This is a genomic window from Novosphingobium sp. TK71 (genome assembly GCF_055361505.1).
Genome location: NZ_CM143962.1, coordinates 1,020,098 through 1,043,159, shown reverse-complemented (window position 1 = coordinate 1,043,159; position 23,062 = coordinate 1,020,098). Strand labels below are relative to the sequence as shown.

16 protein-coding genes and 1 tRNA gene are annotated in these 23,062 nt (G+C 63.2%); 9 read left to right on the top strand and 8 right to left on the bottom strand.

What is annotated here, in order from left to right:
* Window positions 1-15: 15 nt before the first annotated feature.
* Window positions 16-2,328 carry a TonB-dependent receptor gene (locus ACXJ16_RS04730; protein ID WP_463921491.1) on the bottom strand — a complete coding sequence of 771 codons (2,313 nt, stop codon included), beginning with the start codon at window positions 2,326-2,328 and terminating at the stop codon, window positions 16-18.
* A gap of 234 nt (window positions 2,329-2,562) precedes the next feature.
* On the opposite strand from ACXJ16_RS04730, the gene ACXJ16_RS04725 reads away from it, so the two are divergent.
* Window positions 2,563-3,051, top strand: a complete 489-nt coding sequence (locus ACXJ16_RS04725; RefSeq protein WP_324695357.1) for a GNAT family N-acetyltransferase — start codon at window positions 2,563-2,565, stop codon at window positions 3,049-3,051.
* A 10-nt stretch (window positions 3,052-3,061) separates the two neighbouring features.
* Here ACXJ16_RS04725 and ACXJ16_RS04720 read toward each other — a convergent pair whose 3' ends face one another.
* Window positions 3,062-4,579, bottom strand: coding sequence for a S10 family serine carboxypeptidase-like protein (locus ACXJ16_RS04720; RefSeq protein ID WP_463921489.1), 1,518 nt, complete (start codon window positions 4,577-4,579; stop codon window positions 3,062-3,064).
* 15 nt (window positions 4,580-4,594) lie between these two features.
* Entirely contained in the window at window positions 4,595-5,860 is a 1,266-nt protein-coding gene (locus ACXJ16_RS04715; protein ID WP_443477860.1) for an aminotransferase class V-fold PLP-dependent enzyme, read from the bottom strand.
* Between the two features lie 173 nt (window positions 5,861-6,033).
* Between ACXJ16_RS04715 and ACXJ16_RS04710 the strand changes: the two genes are divergently transcribed.
* From ACXJ16_RS04710 to ACXJ16_RS04690, 5 genes are all read left to right on the top strand, one after another.
* Window positions 6,034-7,494 (top strand): S10 family serine carboxypeptidase-like protein, encoded by a 1,461-nt coding sequence (locus ACXJ16_RS04710; protein WP_324695363.1) that lies wholly within the window; start codon window positions 6,034-6,036, stop codon window positions 7,492-7,494.
* Window positions 7,495-7,655: 161 nt separating this feature from the next.
* Window positions 7,656-10,667, top strand: coding sequence for a TonB-dependent receptor domain-containing protein (locus tag ACXJ16_RS04705; protein ID WP_443477861.1), 3,012 nt, complete (start codon window positions 7,656-7,658; stop codon window positions 10,665-10,667).
* A gap of 80 nt (window positions 10,668-10,747) precedes the next feature.
* Window positions 10,748-11,917: a pyridoxal phosphate-dependent aminotransferase gene (locus ACXJ16_RS04700; protein ID WP_324695367.1), complete on the top strand. Its 1,170-nt coding sequence runs from the start codon at window positions 10,748-10,750 to the stop codon at window positions 11,915-11,917.
* Window positions 11,914-13,458, top strand: a complete 1,545-nt coding sequence (locus ACXJ16_RS04695) for a S10 family serine carboxypeptidase-like protein (RefSeq protein ID WP_463921487.1) — start codon at window positions 11,914-11,916, stop codon at window positions 13,456-13,458. Before ACXJ16_RS04700 ends, ACXJ16_RS04695 begins: the two co-directional genes overlap by 4 nt.
* Window positions 13,455-14,750, top strand: coding sequence for an APC family permease (locus tag ACXJ16_RS04690; RefSeq protein WP_463921486.1), 1,296 nt, complete (start codon window positions 13,455-13,457; stop codon window positions 14,748-14,750). Before ACXJ16_RS04695 ends, ACXJ16_RS04690 begins: the two co-directional genes overlap by 4 nt.
* A 61-nt stretch (window positions 14,751-14,811) precedes the next feature.
* Here ACXJ16_RS04690 and ACXJ16_RS04685 read toward each other — a convergent pair whose 3' ends face one another.
* Both ACXJ16_RS04685 and ACXJ16_RS04680 read right to left on the bottom strand, forming a co-directional pair.
* Window positions 14,812-16,902: an amidohydrolase family protein gene (locus ACXJ16_RS04685; RefSeq protein ID WP_463921484.1), complete on the bottom strand. Its 2,091-nt coding sequence runs from the start codon at window positions 16,900-16,902 to the stop codon at window positions 14,812-14,814.
* Complete coding sequence (locus ACXJ16_RS04680) at window positions 16,902-17,864, bottom strand: ornithine cyclodeaminase family protein (protein ID WP_463921483.1); 963 nt, start codon at window positions 17,862-17,864, stop codon at window positions 16,902-16,904. The genes ACXJ16_RS04685 and ACXJ16_RS04680 overlap by 1 nt, the downstream gene beginning before the upstream one ends.
* Before the next feature lie 144 nt (window positions 17,865-18,008).
* Between ACXJ16_RS04680 and ACXJ16_RS04675 the strand changes: the two genes are divergently transcribed.
* From ACXJ16_RS04675 to ACXJ16_RS04665, 3 genes are all read left to right on the top strand, one after another.
* Window positions 18,009-18,488: an Lrp/AsnC family transcriptional regulator gene (locus ACXJ16_RS04675; RefSeq protein ID WP_231635872.1), complete on the top strand. Its 480-nt coding sequence runs from the start codon at window positions 18,009-18,011 to the stop codon at window positions 18,486-18,488.
* A gap of 91 nt (window positions 18,489-18,579) precedes the next feature.
* A complete protein-coding gene (locus ACXJ16_RS04670; protein WP_324695379.1) occupies window positions 18,580-20,292 on the top strand; it encodes a M61 metallopeptidase family protein in 1,713 nt (570 codons plus the stop codon).
* A gap of 87 nt (window positions 20,293-20,379) precedes the next feature.
* Window positions 20,380-21,543 carry a glycerophosphodiester phosphodiesterase gene (locus ACXJ16_RS04665; protein WP_324695381.1) on the top strand — a complete coding sequence of 388 codons (1,164 nt, stop codon included), beginning with the start codon at window positions 20,380-20,382 and terminating at the stop codon, window positions 21,541-21,543.
* A 45-nt stretch (window positions 21,544-21,588) separates the two neighbouring features.
* On the opposite strand, the gene ACXJ16_RS04660 is transcribed toward ACXJ16_RS04665, so the two are convergent.
* The 3 genes from ACXJ16_RS04660 to ACXJ16_RS04650 form a co-directional block, all read right to left on the bottom strand.
* Window positions 21,589-21,665: transfer RNA gene (locus ACXJ16_RS04660), tRNA-Arg, on the bottom strand.
* 44 nt (window positions 21,666-21,709) lie between these two features.
* The gene (locus ACXJ16_RS04655) at window positions 21,710-22,225 is read right to left on the bottom strand and encodes a DUF1178 family protein (RefSeq protein ID WP_324695383.1); all 516 of its coding nucleotides are present in this window, start codon (window positions 22,223-22,225) and stop codon (window positions 21,710-21,712) included.
* A gap of 6 nt (window positions 22,226-22,231) precedes the next feature.
* On the bottom strand, window positions 22,232-23,062 hold the full coding sequence (locus ACXJ16_RS04650; protein WP_324695385.1) for a carbon-nitrogen hydrolase family protein: 831 nt from the start codon (window positions 23,060-23,062) through the stop codon (window positions 22,232-22,234).

Sequence of the window (23,062 nt, the reverse complement as noted above, 5' to 3'; positions counted from 1 at the left end):
CCTCGGGCTGTTCGCTCAGTAGCGCGCGGTGATCTCGATGCCGTAAGTGCGCGGTTCGGCCGGGATAAACGTGGGGTAACCGAAGGAGCCCCCGGTATTGCCGGCATCGAGCAAGTACTTCTTGTCCGTCAGGTTACGGGCATAGCCGGCGATGCGGAACTTGCCCTCCATCAGCGAAACGCCGCCGCGCAGGTTGACCAGCGTGGCCGGGCCCTGGCTGATCGCGTCCTTGTTGGGGATCTCGAAGTAGATCTTGCTGCGGGAGGTTACGCTTGGCGTCAGGAACAGGCTGGTGTTCTGGGTCAACGGCAAATTGAGATTGAAACCCGCCGCCCATTGCCATTTCGGCTGCAGACGGAACTGATCCCCCGCATAGACACCGTTGGATTCCTTGTCGTCGATCCCGCCACTGATGAAGCCAACATTGCCGAAGGCGCTCAGCCAGTCGGTGAAGCGAGCCTCGAGTTCGGCTTCGACGCCCAGGTTGGATGCCGACCCGGCGCTCTCGGTGCGTGCGACCCCGGTAGTGGCGTCAAGGACCGAGACCTGGAAATTGCTGTACTTGTCGTAGTAGACGCCCAGCGAGCCGGAGAACATTCCGACCGAGCCCTTGATGCCCGCCTCGTAGTTCCAGACCGTCTCCGACTTGATGAGATCGAGATCCGCAACCGGCCCCGCCGCTGCCGACAACTGGACGACCGGCGAACGGCGCCCCTCCGAAATCGTGGCGTAGAGATTGAGGCTCGGTGTCAGGTGATAGAGTGCGTTGAAGCGCGGCAGCACCGCCGCGTAGGACTTGCGGGCATAGAAGGTCTGTCCGTCCGTATCGACGAGCGGCAACAGCGGCTGACCGTAGACCGGCGCGTCAGGCTGATACGCGGAGTAGCCCGATCGCCGCTTCTCGATCAGCACGCGGGCACCTGCGGTCAGTTCAAGCGCGGGGGCCGGTTTCCAGCTCACGTCACCGAACATCGACCAGGACTGGTTGCGGCCCTCGTTCTTGTACCAGCTCGAATAGGGCACTGCTGAATAGGCCCCGCCGGTTAGCAGCCCGGTCGCCGAAGCGGCGGGAACGCTGTTGTCCGGCGCGACGCAGCCTAGCCCCGGAATGACGTTGGCGCTGCACTGGAGGTAGGTACCCAGTTCCGACGACATCGGCACATACTGGTAGCTGTCCTCGATGAAGTAGTTCCAGCCGAACGAGGCGCGCCACTGGTCGTCGCTGTAAGTGAAGCGGCCTTCGTGGCTCGCCTGCCAGCCCTTCGCGCGTTCCGCGAATTCAAGATACCAGGCAGCGGAACCGTCCGCATCGAACACTTCCAGCGCATCGAAGTGGCGGTAGCCGTTGACGGTGGTGAAATTCCAGCCGTCCGCGAAGTCCCACGCCAGCGTGAGGTTGCCGTCGTAGACATCGCGATCGAGCCCGAGCTTGTCGGAGCCCAGCACTTCCGCCGAATAGGGCGAACCGCCGAGATAAGCGGCGTCGTAGAGGCCGTCCACCGAAGTCGATCCGAGATTTTTCGAAAGGAACGGGGTTCCCGAATTACGCTGGCGATCGTAAGTGAAAGTCAGGTCGGCGGTGAAATCGCTGGTCGGGGTGTAGCGCAGGGAGCCACGAAGGCCGAGCTGGTCCTGCGCGTAGAGATCGTCCTGCCCCGGGGCGAGGTTTTCGATATAACCGTCACGCTTCTTCCATTGCCAGGCGATGCGTCCCGCCAGCACGTCGTTGCCAGCGTTGACGAAGCCCTCTACCCGGTAGGCATCCAGATTGCCGTAAGCGCCGGTCACTTCGGCAGAGACACCGGGCTGCGGCTTGGCCGAAACGAGACTGATCGCACCGATCGTGGCCGCCGTACCGAACAGCGTGGCCTGCGGGCCTTTCACCACTTCGATGCGGTCGAGATCGTAGAGGCCCTGATATGCGCCCCGCGACCGGGAGATGTCTACACCGTTGTAATAGAGCGTGACGCGTGGGCCCTGCTGCGCGGAACCGCTGTCGGAAGTGATGCCGCGAATGACGAAACCGGGGTTGTTCGCGCTCTGGACCTGTACATTGAGACCCGGAACGTAGTTCGAAAGCTCTCCGATATCGGTCACGCCCAGTTCGCGCATCCGCTCACCCGTCTGCACGCTGAGCGTGATCGGCACGTCCACGGCGCGCTGCTCGATCTTTTGCGAGGTGACGATGATCGAGTTGGCGCTTTCATCCCCGGCGTTCCCGCCGGTCGCTTCCGCGCCGGCCTCGGCTTCCGCCGCGAAGACCGCCGAAGGCATTCCGGCAAGCGCCGTTCCGGCAAGAAGAGCTGCCGAGCAAGTAACGAATTTCATTGCCGTTTCCCCTGGACCCGATTGGGTGATGGGACGGCGGGTTACGCCTCGCAGATTAAGTTTCCATGGCATTCCAATGACGGTTTAAGTCAGTGGATGAAGGCAAATGGCAATCGGTTGCAGCGTATCTGGGTATCGTCTGACCGCCTTGGATCGGCGAAAGCCCGTGGTTGCCCCGGTGGTGGTGTTCTGGCTTACGGTTCCCCACAGACGTGAACCAAGGGAAACGCGAAGATGCGCTGGCGCGAGATGCGAGAAGACGATGTGGCTGGTGTTGCCACGGTGGCGGATGCGGTTCATCTCGATTACCCGGAGAATCCGGAGGTCTTCGCCGCCTGCCTCCGCCATTATCCTTCCGGCTGCCGCGTACTGGAAGACGATGACGGGCAGGTCGCCGGCTACCTCGTATCGCATCCCGGCAGGCAGGATCATCCGCCCGTTCTCGACACGCCGATGGAAGCCCTGGCTGAACCTTTCGACTGCTACTTCCTTCACGACCTCGCCCTCGGCGCGGCTACGCGCGGGCGAGGGTTCGCAGGTGAAGCCGTGGGGATTGCGCTCGGCGAAGCAAAGGCGCTGGGCCTTGACCGGGGGGTACTGATCGCCGTCGGGGATGCTCACAGCTTCTGGAAGAGACAGGGCTTCGAGTTGCTCGGCGACGGGCTCCTCGATCCGGCCAAGGGATATGGTCCCGAGGCACGGATGCTTGTGCGCCGATTCTGAAGAACTGCTTCTAAAGCGTCTTTGCCCAAGCCCGCATGTCAGTTGCAAAGCGCGTCAGTTCCCCCTCGTCCTCGAATACCGAATGCCCCGCAGCATAAGTCTTCGAAGTACGGTGCTCCGGTCCGATCCCGGCATGGTCGAGCGCAAACTGTCCGGCGGCGACAGGCGTGGTGATGTCGTAGTAGCCGCCCACCGTCATCAGCTTCATTCCTGGCTTGTCCGCCAGTGCCTTGGCGAGGAACGGTGCGAAACGGACGGTGCGATAGACTTCTTCGCGACCCCAGTCCCACTTGAAATTGATCCCGAGATTGAGCGTGCGATAGGCGCTCGGCAACGCATAGCCGAGATCCTTGCCGATATAGTCGGCGATCAGGTGCCCGGTTTCCGCGCCCAGCGTCATCGAGGGATCATCGAAAGGCGGGTGCATGTTCGATTCCGCCACGGCGCGGGTTACGCGGCCGTCAAGCTGTCCAGTGCGCAGCCCCTTCGCGGAGAGGAGGCCCAGCATGAAGCCCTGGCGATCGAGTTGCAGCCCGTCCTTCTCAAGCGTGGCGGCAGGCAGCCCGATGAGCGCCGATATGCGTGCGGCTACCTTTGCCCGTTCGGCCTCGGGAAGCGAGGCTCCTGCGATCAGCGCGCGGGCGTAATCGTTCTTCGCAAAGGCGCGGGCTGCGGCGAAATGCTGCTCCACGGTCGTGCCCTTGCGGTCGATGGCCTGATGATACCAGGCGACAGCGGCCAGGGTCGGCAACAGGGACACGTCGGAGATCACCGGCCCGTCGTTGTCGCCAAGCGAAAGGGAAAACAGCGCCACGCCGTCGGGCAGCGGCAGCTTCGCCTTGCTCTCGGCATCGAGCATCGCCAGCGCGCGGGCGGTACCATAGCTCTCGCCTACAAGCGCGAAGGGAGATTCGGTGCGGCCATTGGCCTGCCGCCAGGTCTGCACCACCTGGGCCACGGCTGCCGCATCACCGGAAACCGAGAACAGGCTCGTCGCATCCGCGCCCTTGACCGGCATCGACGCGCCTGTGCCCGGCGGATCGATGAAGACGAGGTCTGCTACGTCCAGCAGGCTGTGCGGGTTGTTCTCCATATGCGCGCCCTCACCCTTGCCGACGATGCGACGCGGGCCGAATGCATTCATGTGCAGCGGAGAGGACGAGGCTCCCGGTCCGCCGTTGAACACGAACAGCACTGGCCGCCTCGCGCTGCCTGCATCGCGCGCAACGTAAGCGTAAGTGACGACAACCGCCGCAGCCTCCCCCTTGGCATTCTGCACCGGCGTTTCGCTTACGATGGCGTCATAGGCCAGCTTCCTGCCGCCAAACTCGCCCTTGTGCCGGGTTACGACCACTTTGCGGCTGACGGCGGCACGCTCCACCATCGGCTCCATCGCTTTGAGGAACACCGGCGGCATCGGCAGGCTCTCGTCCTGTGCCAGAAGCGGCGTGGCGGGGAGCAACGTCGCCAGGACGGGAGCAAGGGCAAGCAGGCTGGAACGCATGAAAACGGTCTTCTTGGCGGACATTGCGTCTGGTTCCGATCAGGAGGAAATTGGCAGGGCGTCGATCAGGTGCTCGATGTCGTCCATCGAGTTGAACCACGAAGGACAGATACGGAAACGGTTGCGACTGAGCGTGATTGCAACGCCCGCGCGGGAAAGCGGCTCGGACAACCTCTTGTAGGCATCGGGCAAGACACAAGTGAGCAGCGAGCTTCGACAATTGGCGGGCGTTACCACGTCATAGCCCTTTGAGGGCAGCGCCTCATGCAGACGGCGGAGCATCGGCTGGCGATGCACCATGATGTTGTCGATCCCGAGTTCGAGCAGCCTCGTCAGCGACCAGTCGAGTTGCGCCATCACCGCATGGGAATGCGTGCCCATCGCGAACATGCCTTCGGCATCGGGCCGCGGGGTCATGTCGGCAATGCTCTGGCCTGCCTCGTCGAACGGGTAGACGTGCGGCTTGAAGCTATCGAGCTGATAGTAACCGAACCGCTTGCGTTTGAGCCGTGCCAGACGATCGGGCCGGACGTAAAGGAAACCTAGCCCAAAGTCGCCCATCAGCCACTTGTAGCTGGCCGTCGCCGCGAAATCGACGCCGCTTGCCTTCACGTCGATCGGCACGGTTCCGGCGGCATGAATGATATCGGCATAGACCAGCGCTCCGCGAGCATGAGCGATTTCGCAGATGCGCTTGAGGTCGTGCTCGAAGCCGTTGTAGGTCGAAACCAGTGAGAGACTGACAAGCCGTGTGTCCGGGCCGATCGCCTTTTCGTAGGCATCCGGGTCTATGCGTCCGTCTTTCGGCCGTATCCAGCGCACGTCAACGCCTTGCTTTGCAAGCTGATCGTAGAGCCAGAACGAACCGAAGAAATGGAGCGTATCGGTAACGACGCTGCCCTTCGCCGCCGGAAGATCGAGCGCATCGACGATCGACTGTTCGCCTGCAGTCGTGCTCTGGACGAAAGCCAGATCTTCCGGCGCGGCATTGATGAGGCGCGCGAAAGCAGCCTTGATCCGAACCTCCGTATCGTGGCTGGACCATTCCCGCATTTCGGCACGGGACTGGAGATAGGCATCGACCGAAGCCTTCGCGGGCAAGGGCACCGGATGCATCGTGCCGGAATCGAGATAGACCCTTGGCATAGCCGCAAAGTCGCCGGGGCGAGCAAGCGATACCCCCTTTACGGAAGCGGCCAGAGCTTCGCCTGCCATCGCCGGAGCCAGCGGCAGAAGCGTTGAAGCCCGCAGGATATTTCTGCGAGAGAGGCGCGGCGAAGGGGGCGAATCGGTTCGCTGGATCATTTACGCATCCTATGCAAAGGCTGGCGCATAAGAATTGCGCATTTCAAAGCTTCAGCCGCTCTCATGTCCCCGGTGGATGAGGGCGTCACAGCGGCGGAAATCCATTTCGCGCATAATCTTGCCTGGGCAACTGGGCTAGGCTCTCACCGTTGTCGAACCAAAAAGGCCCGTCCATGCCGTCAAAGTCCGCTCGCCTGCTGGCTTCATCACTGTCTTTCCTTGCGCTTGTCGCTTGCCAATCGATCGGCACCGCGGAGAGGCAGGCCGGCAGCCTCCCTGGCGACCTCTGCGGAAAGGGCATTGTCGGTGCGGCTTCCAAGCTTGGCGGTCTGGACTACACGACATGTGCCGGAACGATCGAGATCGACGATGCGAATGGCGTCAAGGCGGCGGACCTGTTCTACACCGCCTACTTCGCGAAAGCCGCTTCCCCCCAAAAGCCGCGCCCCATTGTTTTCATCTGGAACGGCGGTCCGGGCGCGGATTCCCGCCTGCTCCAGTTTCATGCCCTTGGACCGCGCACGCTCCAAGGCGACGTTCTGGGCGATAATCCGGCAAGCCCCCTCCCCGTCGCCGACCTCGTGTTCCTCGACCCTGCCGGAACCGGCTTCAGTCGCGCCGTTTCGGAAGGAGCGGCCAGGCAGCTCTATTCGACGAACGGCGATCTTGCCGCCACCGCTCAGTTCATCCAGCGCTTCCTGAAGTCCCACGAGCGTGAGGGCGCACCCGTCTACCTCGTTGGCGAAAGCTTTGGCACATGGCGCGCCGCGGGCGTGGCGGAGGCGCTGATCGACCGTGGACAACCGGTCGCGGGGATCGCGCTCGTATCCGGCGGCATTCCGATGGGCGAGGAACGCGACCGCGCCCTGATGCGTGCGCTTACCCTTCCCAACCGCACTGCGACGGCTCTGGCGCTCGGCAAACTCGATGCCGCGCTCACAGCCGATCGCGCCAGAACCCTCGCCGATGCGGAAACATGGGCGCGCACGGTCTGGTATCCCGCGCTGGCCCACCCGGATAGGCTGGACGACACTTCCCGTACCAACGTCGTCGCCGGACTGTCGCGCTTCATGGGCCTCGCACCTTCGATGATAGATCCCAAGACGCTGTGGGTTTCGCCCAGAGAGTTCCGAACCAAACTCCTGGGCGCGGAAGGCAAAACCCTGGGCGTATTCGATATGCGGCAGACGGCACCGGCATCCGACGAAAAAGCAGGAAGCGCCGCAATCATCGCATTCTATCGGGAGGTTTTGAACTATCGCGCCGGTCAATATGCCGGGATCGATATCCCAGAACTCCCCGTTGGCAACGACTGGCAGTATGACCAGTCACCCATCACCAAGGAATCGCTGGCCCGCGCCATGGCGGGCGAAGGTCCGCCCAGTGCCTCCCAGCCCTGGGTGCTTCGCGCTCTGGAAAAGGCACCGACGATGAGGGTGTTCGTCGCGACAGGCCTTTACGATTCACTCAATGGCTGCGCAGCCAACGGCCAGGCCGCTCGCGATTTTCCCGATCCTCTCGCGCAACGGATCGAGGCACACTGCTACGGCGGTGGCCACATGATGTACGAGGAAGCTTCGGAAGCCCCTCAATTTGCAAAAGACCTATCCAGCTTCTTTAGCAAGTCGCATTGATCGGCGATATCGGGTTAGAAAATTCACACCTTCACCATTTGAGGTAATTTTAATTTAATCGCAGTTCACACCGCCCCTCACTTCGCAAAACCCTCGCTTGCTGCATGCGCTAGGTTCTCCTCAGGGAAAGAACACGCAGACAGAACATGAGGGGTAGTTCGATGATCCAGTCACGCATCGAGAGGGCGGGCTTTGCCGCGCTCATGGTTTCCACCGCAGCGGCCGCGCTGCTGGCCGGCGCACCGGCGCAGGCGCAGGATCTGGCGCCCAGCGCCGACGACAGCGTACCTGCTGCGGACATCGTCGTTACCGGCTCGCGCATTCGCCGCGACGCTGCCGACGAGACCGCGCCGCTCAATATCGTGGACAGCCAGACCATCTCGGATCGCGGCTACATCAGCGCTTCCGACGCGCTCAACCAGCTCACGTCCAACAGTCCGATGCTCAGCCAAGCAGATGGCAGCGGCGAAGGCAGCGGGTCGGGGCAGCAGTTCCCCAATCTCTTCGGCCTTGGCGCTGGTCGCACGCTCACCCTGCTGAACGGCCGCCGAATGGTGACCAGTTCCTCTGGTCTTGGCGACGCGCAGGTCGATGCCAACATCATCCCGCTCGGCCTGCTCGACCGCGTCGAAGTGGTTCAGGGTGGTGGTGCTGCCGTCTACGGTTCGGATGCCATCGCGGGCGTGGTCAACTATGTGCTCAAGGACAAGTTCGAGGGCCTCGAACTCGATGCGCAGAACGGCATCTCCTCGCGCGGCGATTATCATACCTACAGCCTTCGCGGCACCGCGGGTAAGAACTTCGCGGACGGACGCGGCAATATCGCGATCGACGTGAACTACGCCAGGACCCCCACGCTGATGTTCGCGGACCGGCCGCTTTCGGCACTGGGCCGCCTCACGGTCAGCAACCCCGCCGACCAGTCCGCAACCGACGGGATTCCGGCGGTGAAGGAACTGCTCGATGCGCACTTCTGGGAGTTCAACTCCAACGGCGTCCTGTTCAACGCGCCCGCGCCGTTCACCCGCTTCCTCACCCAGTCGAACGGTACGCCGCTCCAGTTCGACTCCAGCGGCAATGTCGTTTCCTACGATCCGGGAACCGATGTTGGTATCCCGTTCTCCAGCGGCGGCCAGGGCTTCTCCTACCGCGACCTTGCGGGGCTGCGAACCGGCGTCGAGCGCTTCACGGGCAACCTGATCGCGCATTACGACCTGACCGATGCGATCACCCTGCGCACCGAACTGCTCTATGCCCATACCGCCGGAACCGAGATCCCGCAGGGCCAGAGCCGCACGATCTTGAACTACGGTACTTACGCCGGTCCAGTGATCTTCACGATCAATAACCCCTATCTCACCGATCAGGCGAAAAGCGTGCTTTCGTCAGCGAACCCCGGGTTCGCCGCCGGTGCTCCGCTGTTCCTGTCGAAGTACTTCTACGATCTGACCCCGGACAACCTGCAAAGCTACAAGACCGACACCTACCGCGGCCTGCTCGCCGTTGACGGAGAGTTCTCGGCCGGAAGCCGCAACTTCTACTGGACGGTCTCGGGAAGCTATGCCCGCGTCGATGGTTCGCAGCGCCGCTGGGAAGTCGACAATGCCAAGTACAGCAACGCGATCAATGCCGTGCTTTCGGGCGGCCAGATCGTCTGCGGCATCAATGCCGACGCCGATCCCGCCAACAATGACGCCTCGTGCGCCCCCATCAATCCGTTCGGCAACGGCAACGTCTCCAGCGCCGCGCAGCAGTATGTGAGCGTCCGCGCCGGCCTGGACTATCGTAACGAGCAGACCGACTTCCTCGCCACGCTTGGCGGCGACGTAATCCAGCTTCCCGGCGGCACCGCCAAGTTCAGCCTGGCATACGAGCACCGCGATGAGCAGGTGTCCTACACCCCGCTCGCAGCGAACCAGCAGGGCCTGTTCGGCGGCGGCACCATGGAAGTCGCCCAGTCTGCCGGCTACAACACGGACGAACTTTCGGCAGAACTGCTGATCCCGCTGATCGACAGCGCGATGAACGTACCGATCGTGCGCATGCTCGAAGCAAGCGCGGCGGGCCGCCTCGTCGACAATTCGATCGCCGGCAAGGAGCAGGTCTGGGATCTCGGACTTCGCTGGCAGCCGCTCGACGGGATTACCCTGCGCGTAAGCCGCAGCCGTAACTTCCGCGCGCCCACGCTTGCGATGAAGTTCTCGCCGACGACTACCTCGCTCGGTTCGGTGGGCTACGATCCCTGCGATGCCGACCGCATCAACAGCGGTTCGAACCCTTCGGTTCGTTATGCCAACTGTCTGGCGGCCTTCACCGCCAATCCGAACTACGGCGTGGAAGCAGATGGCACCAATGCAGGAAAGAGCGCGGCCGAGCGTCTCGCGGCGTTCCAGGACCCCGCCGAGAACTTCGAGCGCGCGACCATCACCAGCGGCGGCAACGCAAACCTGCGCAACGAGATCTCCGACACCTTCACGTACGGCGTGGTCCTCCAGCCCCGGTTCATTCCGGGCCTGACCATCAGCGCAGATCGCATCGAGATCGACCTCAAGGACGGCCTCTCGGCCTTCACCACCGAGGACTTCACGGCGGCCTGCTATGATAATACCAACCCTGATCCCGCCGTCTGCAATGCCTTCACCCGCATTGCCTCTTCGGACGGCGTGAGCCCGGGCGGCACGATACTCGCCGGCACGACGACCACCTTCAACGCAGGTGTCGTGAAGTACCGCGGCGAAGTCTACGCCGTCGACTACACCTTCGAACCCGGGAACATCGGCGCATTCCACCTCGGCGTGAACGCGACGCACAACACGCTCCTGACCACTTCGGTCACTGGCGAGAACTACGTCCGCACCGACAACACCTATGAAAAGCCGACCTGGGAAGGCCGTTTCAATCTGGATTGGACCAAGGGTCCGGTCCGGCTGAGCTACCAGGCCTATTACCTCGACAAGACCAAGGCCGCTTACGACGCGACCATCGAGACCACGCCCAACCCGCTGCTCGACAGCAACCTCACGCACTCGATCTCGATGCAGTTCGATACAGGCCGCATGATACTGCGCGCCGGCATCGACAACTTCACCGACGAGGCGCCTTCCTATCCGCAGATCGCCTATGGCGACATCCTCGGCCGCCGCTTCTGGGTCGGCGCCAAGCTGAAGATGTGACGGATTCTGGCGGCGCCGGGACCATTCCCCCCGGCGCCGCCTCCATCCACAATCCAGCTCTATCCGGCAGATTCGAGAACATGGCTTCCAGCCCAGACGACCAGACTTCGAAGTCCTACGCCCAATGGGTGAGGCGCTCGATCATCCGGAACAGCAATTCCCGCAGCCTTCTCGTCAGCCTGTTCGAAAGTTCGGTACCCGAGCCCAAGGACCTGCTGCGCGAAGTGCTTCTCGAAGGTTTCGAGAATGGCATAAGCTCCCGCTATGCCAGTACTTTCGTGAAGGGGAACCCCTTCCTCGTCGCCGCGCTGGCGCGCGATTACGGTGTGCGTGAGGAACAGGTCCTGACCACCACCGGCGCAACCGGCGCACTTTCGCTGATCTACCGCGCCCTGCTCAAGGCAGGTGATCGCATCCTTATCGAGAACCCCAGCTTCGAGCTGTTCGGCAGTCTTGCGCAGTCCGTCGGCATCGCCGTCGATACGTTCGAGCGCCCCGCTCCCTACTTCACGATCGATCCCGCCGAAGTCGAGGCACGCATCCGGCCCGAAACACGGATGATCGTCCTTTCGAACCTGCACAATCCGTCCGGAATGCCGGTCTCGGATGATACCATGCGTGCGCTCTGCGCCGTGGCGGATCGGCATGATGTGGTGCTGGTTGTGGACGAGGTCTATGCGCCCTATGCCGGGGACCGGTTGAAGCCTGCCGCCTCACTTGGCGCTTCGCCGCGCGTGCTTTCGGTCAACAGCCTGACCAAGATCTTCGGTCTCAGTACCCTGCGCTGCGGATGGATCGTCGGCGATGAAAGCCTGGTGGCGCCGGTTCGCGAACTGGCGCGAGAGGTGGAGTTCGCCATCTCGAACCTTGCGCACGCGGTTGCCGCGCTGGTTGTCGAAAATCCGGCGCGCTTTCAGGAGAACACCTTCTCGGTGATCGCAAAAGCCAGGCCGATCATAGAATCCTATCACGCCTACTGGACCGCTGAAGGACTGGTGGAAGGGACATTGCCCGAAAGCGGCTGCATCGCCTTCCCCCGCCTCGTCGGGATCGGAGATACCGAGCATTTCTCCGGCTGGCTTTCCGATCGCTGCGGAGTACTGGTGGCTCCGGGGGAATACTTCGGCGCGCCCGGACATATCCGCCTCGGTTTCGCAATGGAGCCGTCGCGCCTCGATTATGGCCTTCAGGCTCTGACCGACGGCCTCCTGACCTACCGGGAAACCCATAGACTTCTGGAATTGCCATGATCCTGACGCCGCAGCAGCCCTTCGGTCGCAAAAAGAAGTCTCCGCGTCGCCTTTCGGCGTTGACGGGGATCGCGCTTGTCGCGGCGTCTGCCGGACCCATTCCGACGCAAGCGGCCGAGCCGCCGGCCGAGAGGGTCCTCATCGATGCGCGGGTTTCGAAACCCGATCCCGCGCATCCTGTCCGCGCCGAGCTGAGGCTAGTCCCTGTCTCAGCCGGCGCGGACAGTTCACCCGCAACTGCGGGCTACATTTCCTATTCCCGCCCTCAGACCGGCAGGAATGCAAAGACCGAACGGCCGGTGATCTTCGCCTTCAACGGTGGACCCGGCGCTTCGGCCGCCTATCTCCACATGGGCCTGCTCGGCCCCGTGCTCGCGCATGTTCCGCAAGACCCTGCCGATACGAACGCCGGCGCCGGCGACACCCTGCCCGGCCCGTCAAAACTCTATGACGTGGCTGACGTGGTCTTCATCGACCCACCCGGTACCGGATTTTCGGAGCGCCCCGCCGGTGCGGCAGGCGCGCCCTACAGCACGGTTGAGGGCGATGCGAATGCGGCGGCGGACGTCGTGCGCCAATGGCTCACCAGCCACGGGCGGCAGAACTCACCGTTCTATATCCTCGGCGAAAGCTACGGCACGATCCGCGCGGTTGCGATGCTCGATGCGCTGGACCGGCAGGACCTGGCTGCGAACGTGCGCGGCGTCGTCCTGCTGGGGCAGGCGCTCAACATGATCGAGACCTCGCAGCGCCCCGACAATGTGGTGACTTACGCGGTGTCGCTGCCAACGCTGGCCGCCATCGCCTGCTACCACGGCATGGTGAAAGCGCCCTGCACGGCGGCAGGCGTGACCGACGCGGCGGCAAGCTTCGCCCGCGAGGACTACCTCCCCGCCCTCTATCGCGGCCGCGACCTGCCGCAGGCCGATCGTGAGAGGCTTGCCGCGCGGCTCGCCGAACTAACTGGCATCCCGGCGGCGTTCTACCTCGCAAACGACCTGCGCATTTCCAAGGAACGCTTCCGCGTCGAACTACTGCGCGCGAAAGGCAAGGTCATGGGTCGTTACGATGCCCGCTATCTCGCAGATCGTCCCGGAAACGTGACAACGATGATGCCGGGCGATCCCTCATCGTCGATCTCGGACATTTTCGGCAAGGCGATGACCGTCTATCTGGGCGACACGCTCAAAGCCCCCGGCGCCGATACCTACAAGGTGATCGCCCGCTTCGAAGGTGGCTGGACCTACGGCGCCGAGGATTCGCCTTTCGCCGACTGGCCGTTCATGTCCGTGGTCGAGCGCCACGCGGCCAATAACGCTTGCCTGCGGCTTTTCGTCGGAACCGGGATCTACGATACCACCACGACCATCGGCGCGGCCGATTACCTCTTCGCACAATCCAGCCTGCCGAAGACGCGCTATCGCAACGAGCGTTATGTCGGCGGCCATGTATTCTATTCCGACGATGGCAGCCGCGCGCGGTTCCAGTCGGATCTCGTCGATTTCATCAATGCGGATAGCTGCCGGGGGGCGCAAAAGTGAGTGATGCTGAACATGCCTTGCGCAAGGGCATCGGCCTGTGGGGCGTGGTCTCGCTGGGGCTTGGCACGGCAGTCGGTGTTTCGATCTTCTCGGCCGTCTCCCCCGCCACCGCGCTCGCCGGACCGGGAATGTTGCTATCGGTGGTGATCGCGGCGTTGCCGATGTACCTCATCGCCGTCAGCTATGCCTACCTGGGCTCTGCCGATCCGGTTTCCGGCGCAAGCTTCGTCTGGCCATCGCGCTATCTTCACCCGACACTCGGGTTCTTCATCGCCTGGATGCGGATCATCGCCAACATGGGGGCAATGGTCGTGCTGGCGCTGGTGCTGGTCCGATACGTCTCGATGCTCATGCCGCTGCCGGTCAAGCCGACAATGTTCGCGGTACTGGTACTGGCGCTGCTCGCCAATCTGGTCGGCGTCCATGTCGCCACTCGCGCGCAAACTGTTATGGTCGGCGGGCTGATCTTGTTATTCGGCCTGTTCGTGATCTGGGGCGGCATCACCGTGTCCGAACCGGCCCGACTCGAACCGTTCCTGCCGCGCGGACTGCACGGCGCCTTTGCTGCCGCGCCTCTTCTCATGGGTCTGTTCTTCGGCATCGAGGCCGCGACGGAAGCGGGCGGCGAAGTGGCCAACAGCCGCCGCAACATCCCGATCGGGATCGCGGTCGCCATTGGTTCGGCCACGGTTCTCTACGTCGCCGTAGCCTTCGTGGCGCTGACCGTGCTCGGCCCCGCCACGCTGGCCGGCAGCGAAGCGCCGATCCTCGAAACCGCCAGTCGCTTCATGGGACCGCTCGCCGTGCCGGCGATCGTGCTGGCCGCCATCGCCGCGATCGGCACCAGCCTCAATTCCATCTTCACGATGTTCAGCCGCAGCCTTTTCGCGATGGCCGAAGCGGGAGTTCTGCCCCGGGCGATCGCCAGCGTCCATCCCCGCTCGCACGTGCCGCACGTGGCACTGTTCACCGTCTTCGGAATCGGCTGTGCCGGCCTGCTGATGCCGATGGAACTGACCTTCCTCTTCCTCGCGGTCAACATCCCCAATCTCGTGAAGTATGGCAGCATCTGCCTGTCCGCCGCACGAGTGGCGAGGAGCTATCCCGAACTGCACAGCGGCGCCGGGTTCCGTCCGGCACGCGGCGTGATGATGACACTGGGCTGCGCCGGTACGGTCTGCGCGCTTGCCCTCATCGTGATCGGCCTCGAAGCGGATTGGCGGCCCTATGTCCTTCTGCTGGGCTGGGGCTTCCTGGGCGCGGTATGGTACTTCGCCCGTCGGCGCAGCTAGAAGCTCAAAAACCGGTTCACGAGAAAAGAGGCAGGTGGCGACGCCCCCTGCCTCTTTTCGTTCAAAACGCGAAGTCCTCGTGCGCCTCCGCTCCCGATCCGCCCATCAGCGCGACGGGCTTCGCGGCTGCTGCCGGTGCAACGACCTTGGGCGGCTCCGCAAAAGGCTTCACGCCAACCTCGCCCCAGATTTCCGACGGGAAGTACACCGTCCCACCCTTCACGACCATGGCCATGCGGTGGATCGCCGAGAGATCCTCCAGCGGGTTTCCGTCAAGCAACACGAAGTCGGCATACTTGCCCTTTTCGACCGAGCCATAGGACTGGTCGCGATGCATGTACTGTTCCGGTCCAAGCGTGCCGATCTTCAACACATCGGCCACGGGAAGCCCAGCCTCCGCGTAGATCTGCAACTCGCGGTGGACCGACAGGCCCGTGGCATCGTCGGTCCCCGGCAGGAGCGTGATGCCGCGCCTGTGCATGTCGCGCAGCAGCGCCTTGATCGTCACGAAGGCGCCGTCGTAACCGGCGGCATCCTCGGGCGTCTTGATCGGGGCAATGCCCTGGCGGCGATTGCGCTGCACGCCAACCGGCAGATGGTCGAAATAGCCCGCGACGGCCGGACTGATCTTGCCGTCCCGGCTCATCATCAGCAGTTCGAGCGTCACCGCCGTAGGATCGAGCGCGATGTGCTTCGCCTGCATAGTGTCGAGCGTCGAAGCGACGCGCGGCGAGGTGATGTCCAGCCCTGCCGTCCGCCGCATGGCGGTGAGCCGCAGCGGCGTGCGGGTATCTTCCTTGGGATCGAGCACCCAGCCCAGCATGAGCTGGTTGATGTGCGTCACTTCGTCATAGCCCGCCGCGATCATCGCATCGGCATTCGTAAAGGCCGGGATATGCCCGGTTACCCCCATGCCGAGCCGCTTGGCTTCCCTGACCACGCTGGGCACCCATTCGGGATTGAAGCTGTTATAGATCTTCACCTGCCAGTAGCCGCGCGCACCGTACCAGCGCACCGCGTCGAGCGCCTCGGCCTCGCTACCGGCGATGAAGCCGTTGCGCGAACTGTAGGGGCTTCGCCCTTCGAGGAAGCCATTGCGCACGATGCGTGGCCCCGCCACTTCGCCCGCATCGATGCGGCGCGTCAGGTCGATTAGGAAGGCGTTCTCGTTGCCCATGTCGCGCACGCTGGTCACGCCCGAGGCGATGTACAGCAATGCCGATTGGAGCGAGACGTGAGCATGCATGTCATGCAGCCCGGGGATGACCACTCTTCCCGCACCTTCGACCGTGGCCTCGCCGGGCGAGGCAGGGCTGTCGAGCGGTTCGACCGAGGCGATCCTGTCTCCGAACACGACTATCGAAACCGGATCGCCCAGCCTGCCGCTGGCCGGATCGAAGACTCGCACGTCACGGATGCGGATCGGCGCGTCGTAGTTATGCGCGACCTTTTTCTGGATCGCGGCGAAACGGGCAGCCGAACGCTCTGCCGCGATTTTCGCCAGTTCGCCGGCATAAGGCGCAAGACTTTCGCGGACGGTGGCATTGGTCGGCGAATAGGCCGCCACCAGAGCGCCCTTGTCGTCGAGCAGGATGGCGCTCGGCGTAAGACCGATACCTTTAACAAGGAAGGCGCGATAAGCGGTGCCGCCCAGCGAGACCGGCGCTTCCTCTTCCAGCGAAAGCGTGCCGCCGGGGGCTGCCGGCAAGGCATGATCGCTATCCGCCAGCAATGCGCGGGCATAGATGCCCAGTGAGAACGGGCTTCCTTCCTGCGCAACATAGAGCGTGGGTAACTTGGCCTGCATGGCGCCCTTGCCGGTCGTATCGACCCAGGACAGGCGCTTGCCTCTGGCAGTGAACTGCTCGTCCACCTTGTTGCCGAACGTCGAGGTACCCTGAAGGGTCCAACTCGTGGGCAGGCCATTGTCGTCGAGCACGATCGCCTCGTGCATGGTCGGGCCTCGGCCATTGCTCTTGACGTCATGGTCGATCGAGACGGTATTGCCCTGAACGTCCGCGTAAACGTGGCCGACGTTCTCGCCATTGTCGATCACCGCGAAGCGCTCGGCCTCGGCGTGAAGTGCGCCGGCTGAAAGTGCGATCGTGGAACAGGCGAGCAAGCGCAGGGCCGCAGTTCGTTTCAGGTGCATCAGTTCGAATTCCGGCTTGCGTGAAAGATATGGGCAGCGGATGCAAGATCCTGCACCGCATGGCCGAGCGACTTGTAAACGGTGATTTCGTCGGCACTGCGCCGACCGGGGGCGCGCCCAAGCAGCACTTCACCGATTTCGGCAACGATGTGATCGTCACTCACGACGCCCGCCGCCCTGGCCACCAGGAATTCCGCTGCCGCATCGAGCGCGGAGGCCTTGCTGTCGGCGATGAAGCGGGCGGCCAGGACCAGTGCATTGTCGACCTCGACCGGGCCCGGGCCGCTTGATCCCACGATATTGACATGCGTTCCTGCGCGCACCCATTCGCCGAGCAGGATCGGCTGCCGGGCGCCGGTCAGCGTGCAGATCACATCTGCTTCGGCCGCTGCGGTCCTGGCATCGAAAGCCACTTCCACAGGTAGGCGCCCGCTCCAGGCATCGACGACGGCCTGCGCTTTCGCGGCATCGCGGCCCCAGATGAGAATGCGTTCGAAACGGCGCACCAGCGGCAGCGCCTCAAGGTGGGAATGGACCTGACCGCCGGTCCCCATCAGCAACAGCACTTTCACATCCTCACGCGCCAATGCGTCCGTGCCGACGGCCGTTGCTGCAGCGGTGCGGATATGCGTGATCTCCTCGGCATCGGCGACGCAGACCGGGCGCCCCTCCACCGGCTCGAAAAGGGTCACGACGCCGCGATGGCGGCGTACGCCGGGGTTGTCCGGCTCGGCGAAGACGCTGATGAGCTTTGCCCCGAACATGCCCTGATCGGAGAGCGCCCCGGGCATCAGGCCGAAAGTCCGGCCCTCTCCCATGTGGATCATCGTTCGCAGCAACTGGCGCGTCTCACCGCGCGAAAGCGCTTTCATCGCTTCCCGCACGACTTCGATGCAAGAAGGGTAGTCGAGCAAGGCGCGCACGTCCTCTGCATCGAAGATCGACAGTTCGCTCCGTTTCATATCCCTGATCCGTCCCTGTTGCCGGCTATCGGCTCCTCAAGCATTACTGATAGCGCGCTGTGGCGAAATATCTCGACCTTTGTTGCGCTCATGCGCAATTGCGTGGCATGTTCAAACCAACAAACCAGAACAGGGAGCATAATCTTGCCTGCCGAACTTGACCGGCTCGACATGAAGATCCTCGATCGCCTTCAGATCGACGCCTCCGAATCTTCCAGCGAGATCGCTGACCGCGTGGGGCTTTCCCAATCGCCCTGCTGGCGCCGCATGCAGCGGCTCAAGGAGGAGGGTTATGTGCGCCACACCGTGGCGATCCTCGACCGTGAAAAGTTCGGCGAAAGCATGTTCATCTTCGCCCAGCTCAAGATGTCTCGCCTGTCGGACGACGACCGTGACCGGTTCGTCCACGCAGTGGAGGCAACACCGGAAATCCTCGAAGCCTACACTCTGTTCGGTGAAATGGACGTGATGCTCAAAGTCCTGGCCCCCAACATCGCCTGGTACCAGAACTTCACGTTCCGCACCCTGCTCCGCCTGCCCGGTGTGGAGGACGTGCGCTCCACGGCAACGCTCTCGGAACTCAAGTGCACGCACCGGCTACCGCTGCCGTCGTTGCCGGGTTGAATTCCCTACCAAGCATATTTCATGCGCACGCCTGCCGGCAAGCGATGCTCTTTGCACATTTTCCTTCGGTACAGCCTGTTAGCCTCGTTTCATGACATCGCTTCGCAACGCCCTGCTCGCCGCGCTTCTTTCCTCCACGCCGCTCGCCTCCGCCACGGCGGCCGAAGCGACCGATGGCCCCGCGCCGGAAATTTCAATCGCACTTGCGCCGGTTGCCGATGAACAGGGCGCGCTTACACGTCTCGACGTGGCGATCCGCTTCGAAGCACCTCCACAAGGCGACGCGCTTGCTGCCATTGCAGTCACCGCCAATACCGTGGAGACTTCCGCGAGGAACCTGCAAGGTCTGGTCTTCTCCGATACCCGCGGCCTGATTCCGGTCGAAATGCATGACACGGCGCGGGACGGAGACAACCTCGAACGCTCGTGGAAAGCGCTGCGCCCGGTCGAAGGCGCGGTAACTGTCGCCTACCGCTTGCCTGTAGACCCGGCCCAGCCTGAAATGGCACGCCCGCAATACGAACTGCGGGCTGCCGACGCCGGGCTGTCCGGCGCAGGCAACGCTTTTCTCATACTGCCGGCCGACGCACGCGCCCGAGACCTGTCGGTAAGCTGGGACCTCGCGCGGGCAGGCAAGGACGCACGCGGCGTCTCCAGCCTGGGGATCGGGAATAGCCATGGCAGCCGCCCTCTCCGGCCCGACCAGATCGGCGGGACATACTACATGGCCGGCCGCATCGGATCTTACGCCAAGAGCACATTCTTCGGTGCCTGGCAGGGACAATTCAGCTTCGCCGGGCCTCAACTGATGGATTGGGCAGCCCGCCTTCAGAAATTCTACGGAGAATTCTTCGACCAGCGCCCAGCCAGCTTCGGGGTGTTTGCGCGAACCAATCGGCTCAATCCCGGAAGCGGCATCGGCCTGACAGACAGTTTCGCTTTTACCTTCAGCGAAAAAACGCCCCTCTCCGACCTCGAAAGCCTGCTGGCGCATGAAATGGTCCATGCCTGGATCAACTCACTCGGCGATTCGATGGACGCGGCGGGCGGGCTCGGTCTTTCGTGGTTCGGTGAAGGTCTCGCTGTCCATTATCAGCGCATGCTGCCTTATCGCGCCGGACTGATTTCGCGGCAGGCCTTCCTGGACGACCTCAACTCCACAGCCGGACGCTACTATACAAACGCCCTGATCGGCACTCCCAATGACCGCATCGCGGACGGGTTCTGGAAGGACACCCGAATCCGCGTGTTGCCCTACGATCGCGGTTCGCTTTACTTCGCCTCGGTGGATGCGCAAATCCGCGCCGCCTCGGGTGGAAAACGTTCGCTCGACGATCTCGTGCGCCGCATGCTTGCCGAGCGCCGCGCCGGCCATGCCATGGACCTTGCGCTCTGGAAGACACTGCTGGGCCAAGAGCTTGGCGCCCGGGGCATCGCCGATTTCGAAGCGATGCTGGCGGGTCGGACCGTATTACCTCCGGCAGATGCCTTTGGACCCTGCTTCGACCGCGTTATCAAGCCACTCAAGCGCTTCGACCTCGGGTTTGATCCGCTGATCCTCGTCACGCCGGAGCGCGTGGTGCAGGGCCTCAAGCCCGGCTCCGCCGCAGAAGCCGCAGGGCTGCAAAACGGTGACCGCATCCTGAACCGTTTTCCGCAAGACGGCCTGCAAGGCGATCAGGACGCCAGCCTGACCCTTGACATCGAGAGGGACGGCCAGAAGCGCAAGCTGACCTATCTGCCGCGAGGAGAGACTATGGATGCGTACCAGTGGCAGGCGAAGCCCGGCGTCTCCTGCCACTGACGCAAACTCATGCCGGAGCTGTCGTCATGCTGTCACCTGCCCTGAATAGCCGGCGGAAACAGAGCCGGTTTCCCGAAGGTTTTCAGCATGATCGAATCTCCGCTTTCCCGTCGCTCGCTGATCCGCGGCAGCGCCGGAGCGACGCTTGTCGGGATGGCAGCGTCAATCGTGCCTGACGGGCTTGCAGCCGCAAGCAACGCAAGACCAAGGGCCCCGCGCCCGGCAAAGCCTCTGGTGATCGGCCATCGCGGCGCCAGCGCGCTGCGCCCCGAACACACGCTCGCCTCCTACGCCAAGGCCATTGCAGACGGCGCGGACTTTATCGAACCCGACCTTGTCTGCACAAAGGACGGCATTCTTGTGGCCCGGCACGAAAACAACATCGCCGACACAACCGATGTCGCCGACCATCCAGAGTTTGCAGGCCGGAAAGCCACGAAAGTCATCGACGGCGAGAATGTTACAGGCTGGTTCACCGAGGACTTCACGCTTGATGAAATCAAGCGCCTGCGCGCGAGAGAACGACTCGGCCCGCTACGGCCGGAGAGCCATGGGTTCGACGGCCAGTTCCAGGTCGTTACCTTCGAGGAAATCGCCGAGTTCGTCGCTGCCGAGGCCCGTGCCCACGGCCGCTTGATCGGCGTCATTCCCGAGATCAAGCACTCTACCTACTTTGCCACTATCGGCATTCCGCTTGAGCAGCGCGTTCTCGACCGCCTCCACGCCAGCCCATACCTCTGCACTGCCCCGGTGATCCTCCAGAGCTTCGAGGTATCGAACCTGAAATGGCTGCGCGAGCGGCTTGATGGGCTCCGCAACGTCCAACTCATGCAACTCACCGTACCCGGTGCAAAGCGCCCGGCCGATCTTGCAGCAAAGGGCTCTGGCCCCAGTTTCGACGATCTCCATAAGCCAGCAGGCCTCGCTGAAATCGCGACTTATGCGGATTGGATATCGCCCTACAACCTCGCCCTTGTCCCGCGCGACAAGGACAATCGCCTTGCAGCCCAGCCCAGCGGTCTGGTCGCCAACGCACACGAGGCCGGCCTTCTGGTTTCCAGTTGGACTTTCAGGCCGGAAAATTACTTTCTTCCCGCCGATTTTCGCAACGCATCAGGCGATGCCGCGCGCAACCCGGCAGGCAGCATCGCCGAAATCCGCCGTTATCTTGAACTGGGGCTCGACGCTTTCTTCACGGACGATCCGGCACTGGGCCGTGAAGCGGTTGACGGCACAAGGCTTAAGGCCTGACCCTCAACCACGAAAAAGCCCGCGAAAATCGCGGGCTTTTATTGTTGGTGCGCCCGACGGGATTCGAACCCATGGCCCCCAGATTAGGAATCTGGTGCTCTATCCGGCTGAGCTACGGGCGCACTCGAGGGCCTCCTAGCTTGCGGCGAATGCCTTGGCAATTGGTTCAATTGGTCTGTTCGGGCGGAACCACCGGAAACGGCAAGGGCATGACCGGAATGCCTTCCTCCATAAGCTCCTGCGCCTGCTCGGGCGTGGCACGGCCATGGATCACTTCGGCATCGCGCTCGCCATAATGCATGGCCCGGGCATCTTCCACGAAGGTCTCACCGACAAAACGACTGGACCTGAGCGCCTCGACCTGCATCAGCGCAAGCTTCTGGAGCAGTTCGACCGCCTGCGGCGGGATTGCTTCCGCCTGCTGGAGCGAGGCCGGCTCTGAAGGCACTACCGCAGAGGAAACTTCCGGTTTCTGCGGCGGTGCGTCTGACGCAGCAGTCCGCTGGTTCCCCTTGCGGGCAAGGTGAGGCGCCTGAACCGCCTTTCCAACGTCGTCCGACCCGCAACGGGGACAACTCAGCAATCCCCGTTCCTGCTGCCGCGCATAATCGTCCGAGGACTTGAACCAGCCCTCGAAACGGTGATGCGCGGAACGGCATTCGAGATCAAAGACAATAGGCATCGCGGCCTATTTGGCGATCTCGCGGCGGTTGGCAAGGCTTGGCAACTGCGCGCGCACTTCCGCGATGCGGCCAGGATCAAGATCGACGAAGCCGAGACCGGCCATTTCCCCGCCCATATCGAGCAGAACCTCGCCCCAGGGGTCGATCGCCAGCGAATGACCGTAAGTCTCGCGCCCATCCTCGTGATGGCCCACTTGCGCTGCGCTGAGCATGAAAGCGCTTGCTTCCACGGCCCGTGCGCGCTGCATCAGGTGCCAATGCGCCCGGCCGGTAGGCACGGTAAATGCGGCCGGAGCGGCGATGACATCGCACCTCGCACGGCCGAGCGCCTCGAACAGCGCCGGGAAACGGACGTCGTAGCAAATCGCCAGACCCAGGCGCCCAAGCGGTGTTTCCACCGTCACCACCTTGTCGCCCGGCGCGTAAGCATTCGATTCGCGCCAAGATTCGCCCGTCGCCAGATCCACGTCGAACATGTGCATCTTGTCATAGCGAGCGCGAATCTCGCCCGAGGCATCGATGACGAAAGCGCGGTTGGCGTAGCGCCCATCGCCCTGCCCATCGTTTCCGGGACGCACGGCCAGCGAGCCGAGATGGACCCAAACCCCTTCCCGCGCCGCAGCCTCTCGCACGGCGGCCAGTACCCGATCCTCGCCCTCCGTAACTATGTTGACGGCTGCACGCTCGCGCTTGCGGTCAAGCAGGCCGGACATCTCGGGGGTGAAGACCATGACCGCACCGCCCGCCTTCGCCTCGGCAAGGGCGGAAACGATCGCGGCAGCGTTGACGTCGGGATCGATGCCCGTGGTCATCTGGAACAGGGCGGCGCGGACCAT

Coding starts and splice junctions, on each gene's coding strand:
- ACXJ16_RS04700 (WP_324695367.1), top strand. CDS start 10,748: ATGGCTTCCAGCCCAGACGACCAGACTTCGAAGTCCTACGCCCAATGG.
- ACXJ16_RS04680 (WP_463921483.1), bottom strand. CDS start 17,864: ATGAAACGGAGCGAACTGTCGATCTTCGATGCAGAGGACGTGCGCGCC.
- ACXJ16_RS04695 (WP_463921487.1), top strand. CDS start 11,914: ATGATCCTGACGCCGCAGCAGCCCTTCGGTCGCAAAAAGAAGTCTCCG.
- ACXJ16_RS04665 (WP_324695381.1), top strand. CDS start 20,380: ATGATCGAATCTCCGCTTTCCCGTCGCTCGCTGATCCGCGGCAGCGCC.
- ACXJ16_RS04720 (WP_463921489.1), bottom strand. CDS start 4,579: ATGTCCGCCAAGAAGACCGTTTTCATGCGTTCCAGCCTGCTTGCCCTT.
- ACXJ16_RS04730 (WP_463921491.1), bottom strand. CDS start 2,328: ATGAAATTCGTTACTTGCTCGGCAGCTCTTCTTGCCGGAACGGCGCTT.
- ACXJ16_RS04725 (WP_324695357.1), top strand. CDS start 2,563: ATGCGCTGGCGCGAGATGCGAGAAGACGATGTGGCTGGTGTTGCCACG.
- ACXJ16_RS04705 (WP_443477861.1), top strand. CDS start 7,656: ATGATCCAGTCACGCATCGAGAGGGCGGGCTTTGCCGCGCTCATGGTT.
- ACXJ16_RS04655 (WP_324695383.1), bottom strand. CDS start 22,225: ATGCCTATTGTCTTTGATCTCGAATGCCGTTCCGCGCATCACCGTTTC.
- ACXJ16_RS04685 (WP_463921484.1), bottom strand. CDS start 16,902: ATGCACCTGAAACGAACTGCGGCCCTGCGCTTGCTCGCCTGTTCCACG.
- ACXJ16_RS04715 (WP_443477860.1), bottom strand. CDS start 5,860: ATGATCCAGCGAACCGATTCGCCCCCTTCGCCGCGCCTCTCTCGCAGA.
- ACXJ16_RS04710 (WP_324695363.1), top strand. CDS start 6,034: ATGCCGTCAAAGTCCGCTCGCCTGCTGGCTTCATCACTGTCTTTCCTT.
- ACXJ16_RS04650 (WP_324695385.1), bottom strand. CDS start 23,062: ATGGTCCGCGCCGCCCTGTTCCAGATGACCACGGGCATCGATCCCGAC.
- ACXJ16_RS04670 (WP_324695379.1), top strand. CDS start 18,580: ATGACATCGCTTCGCAACGCCCTGCTCGCCGCGCTTCTTTCCTCCACG.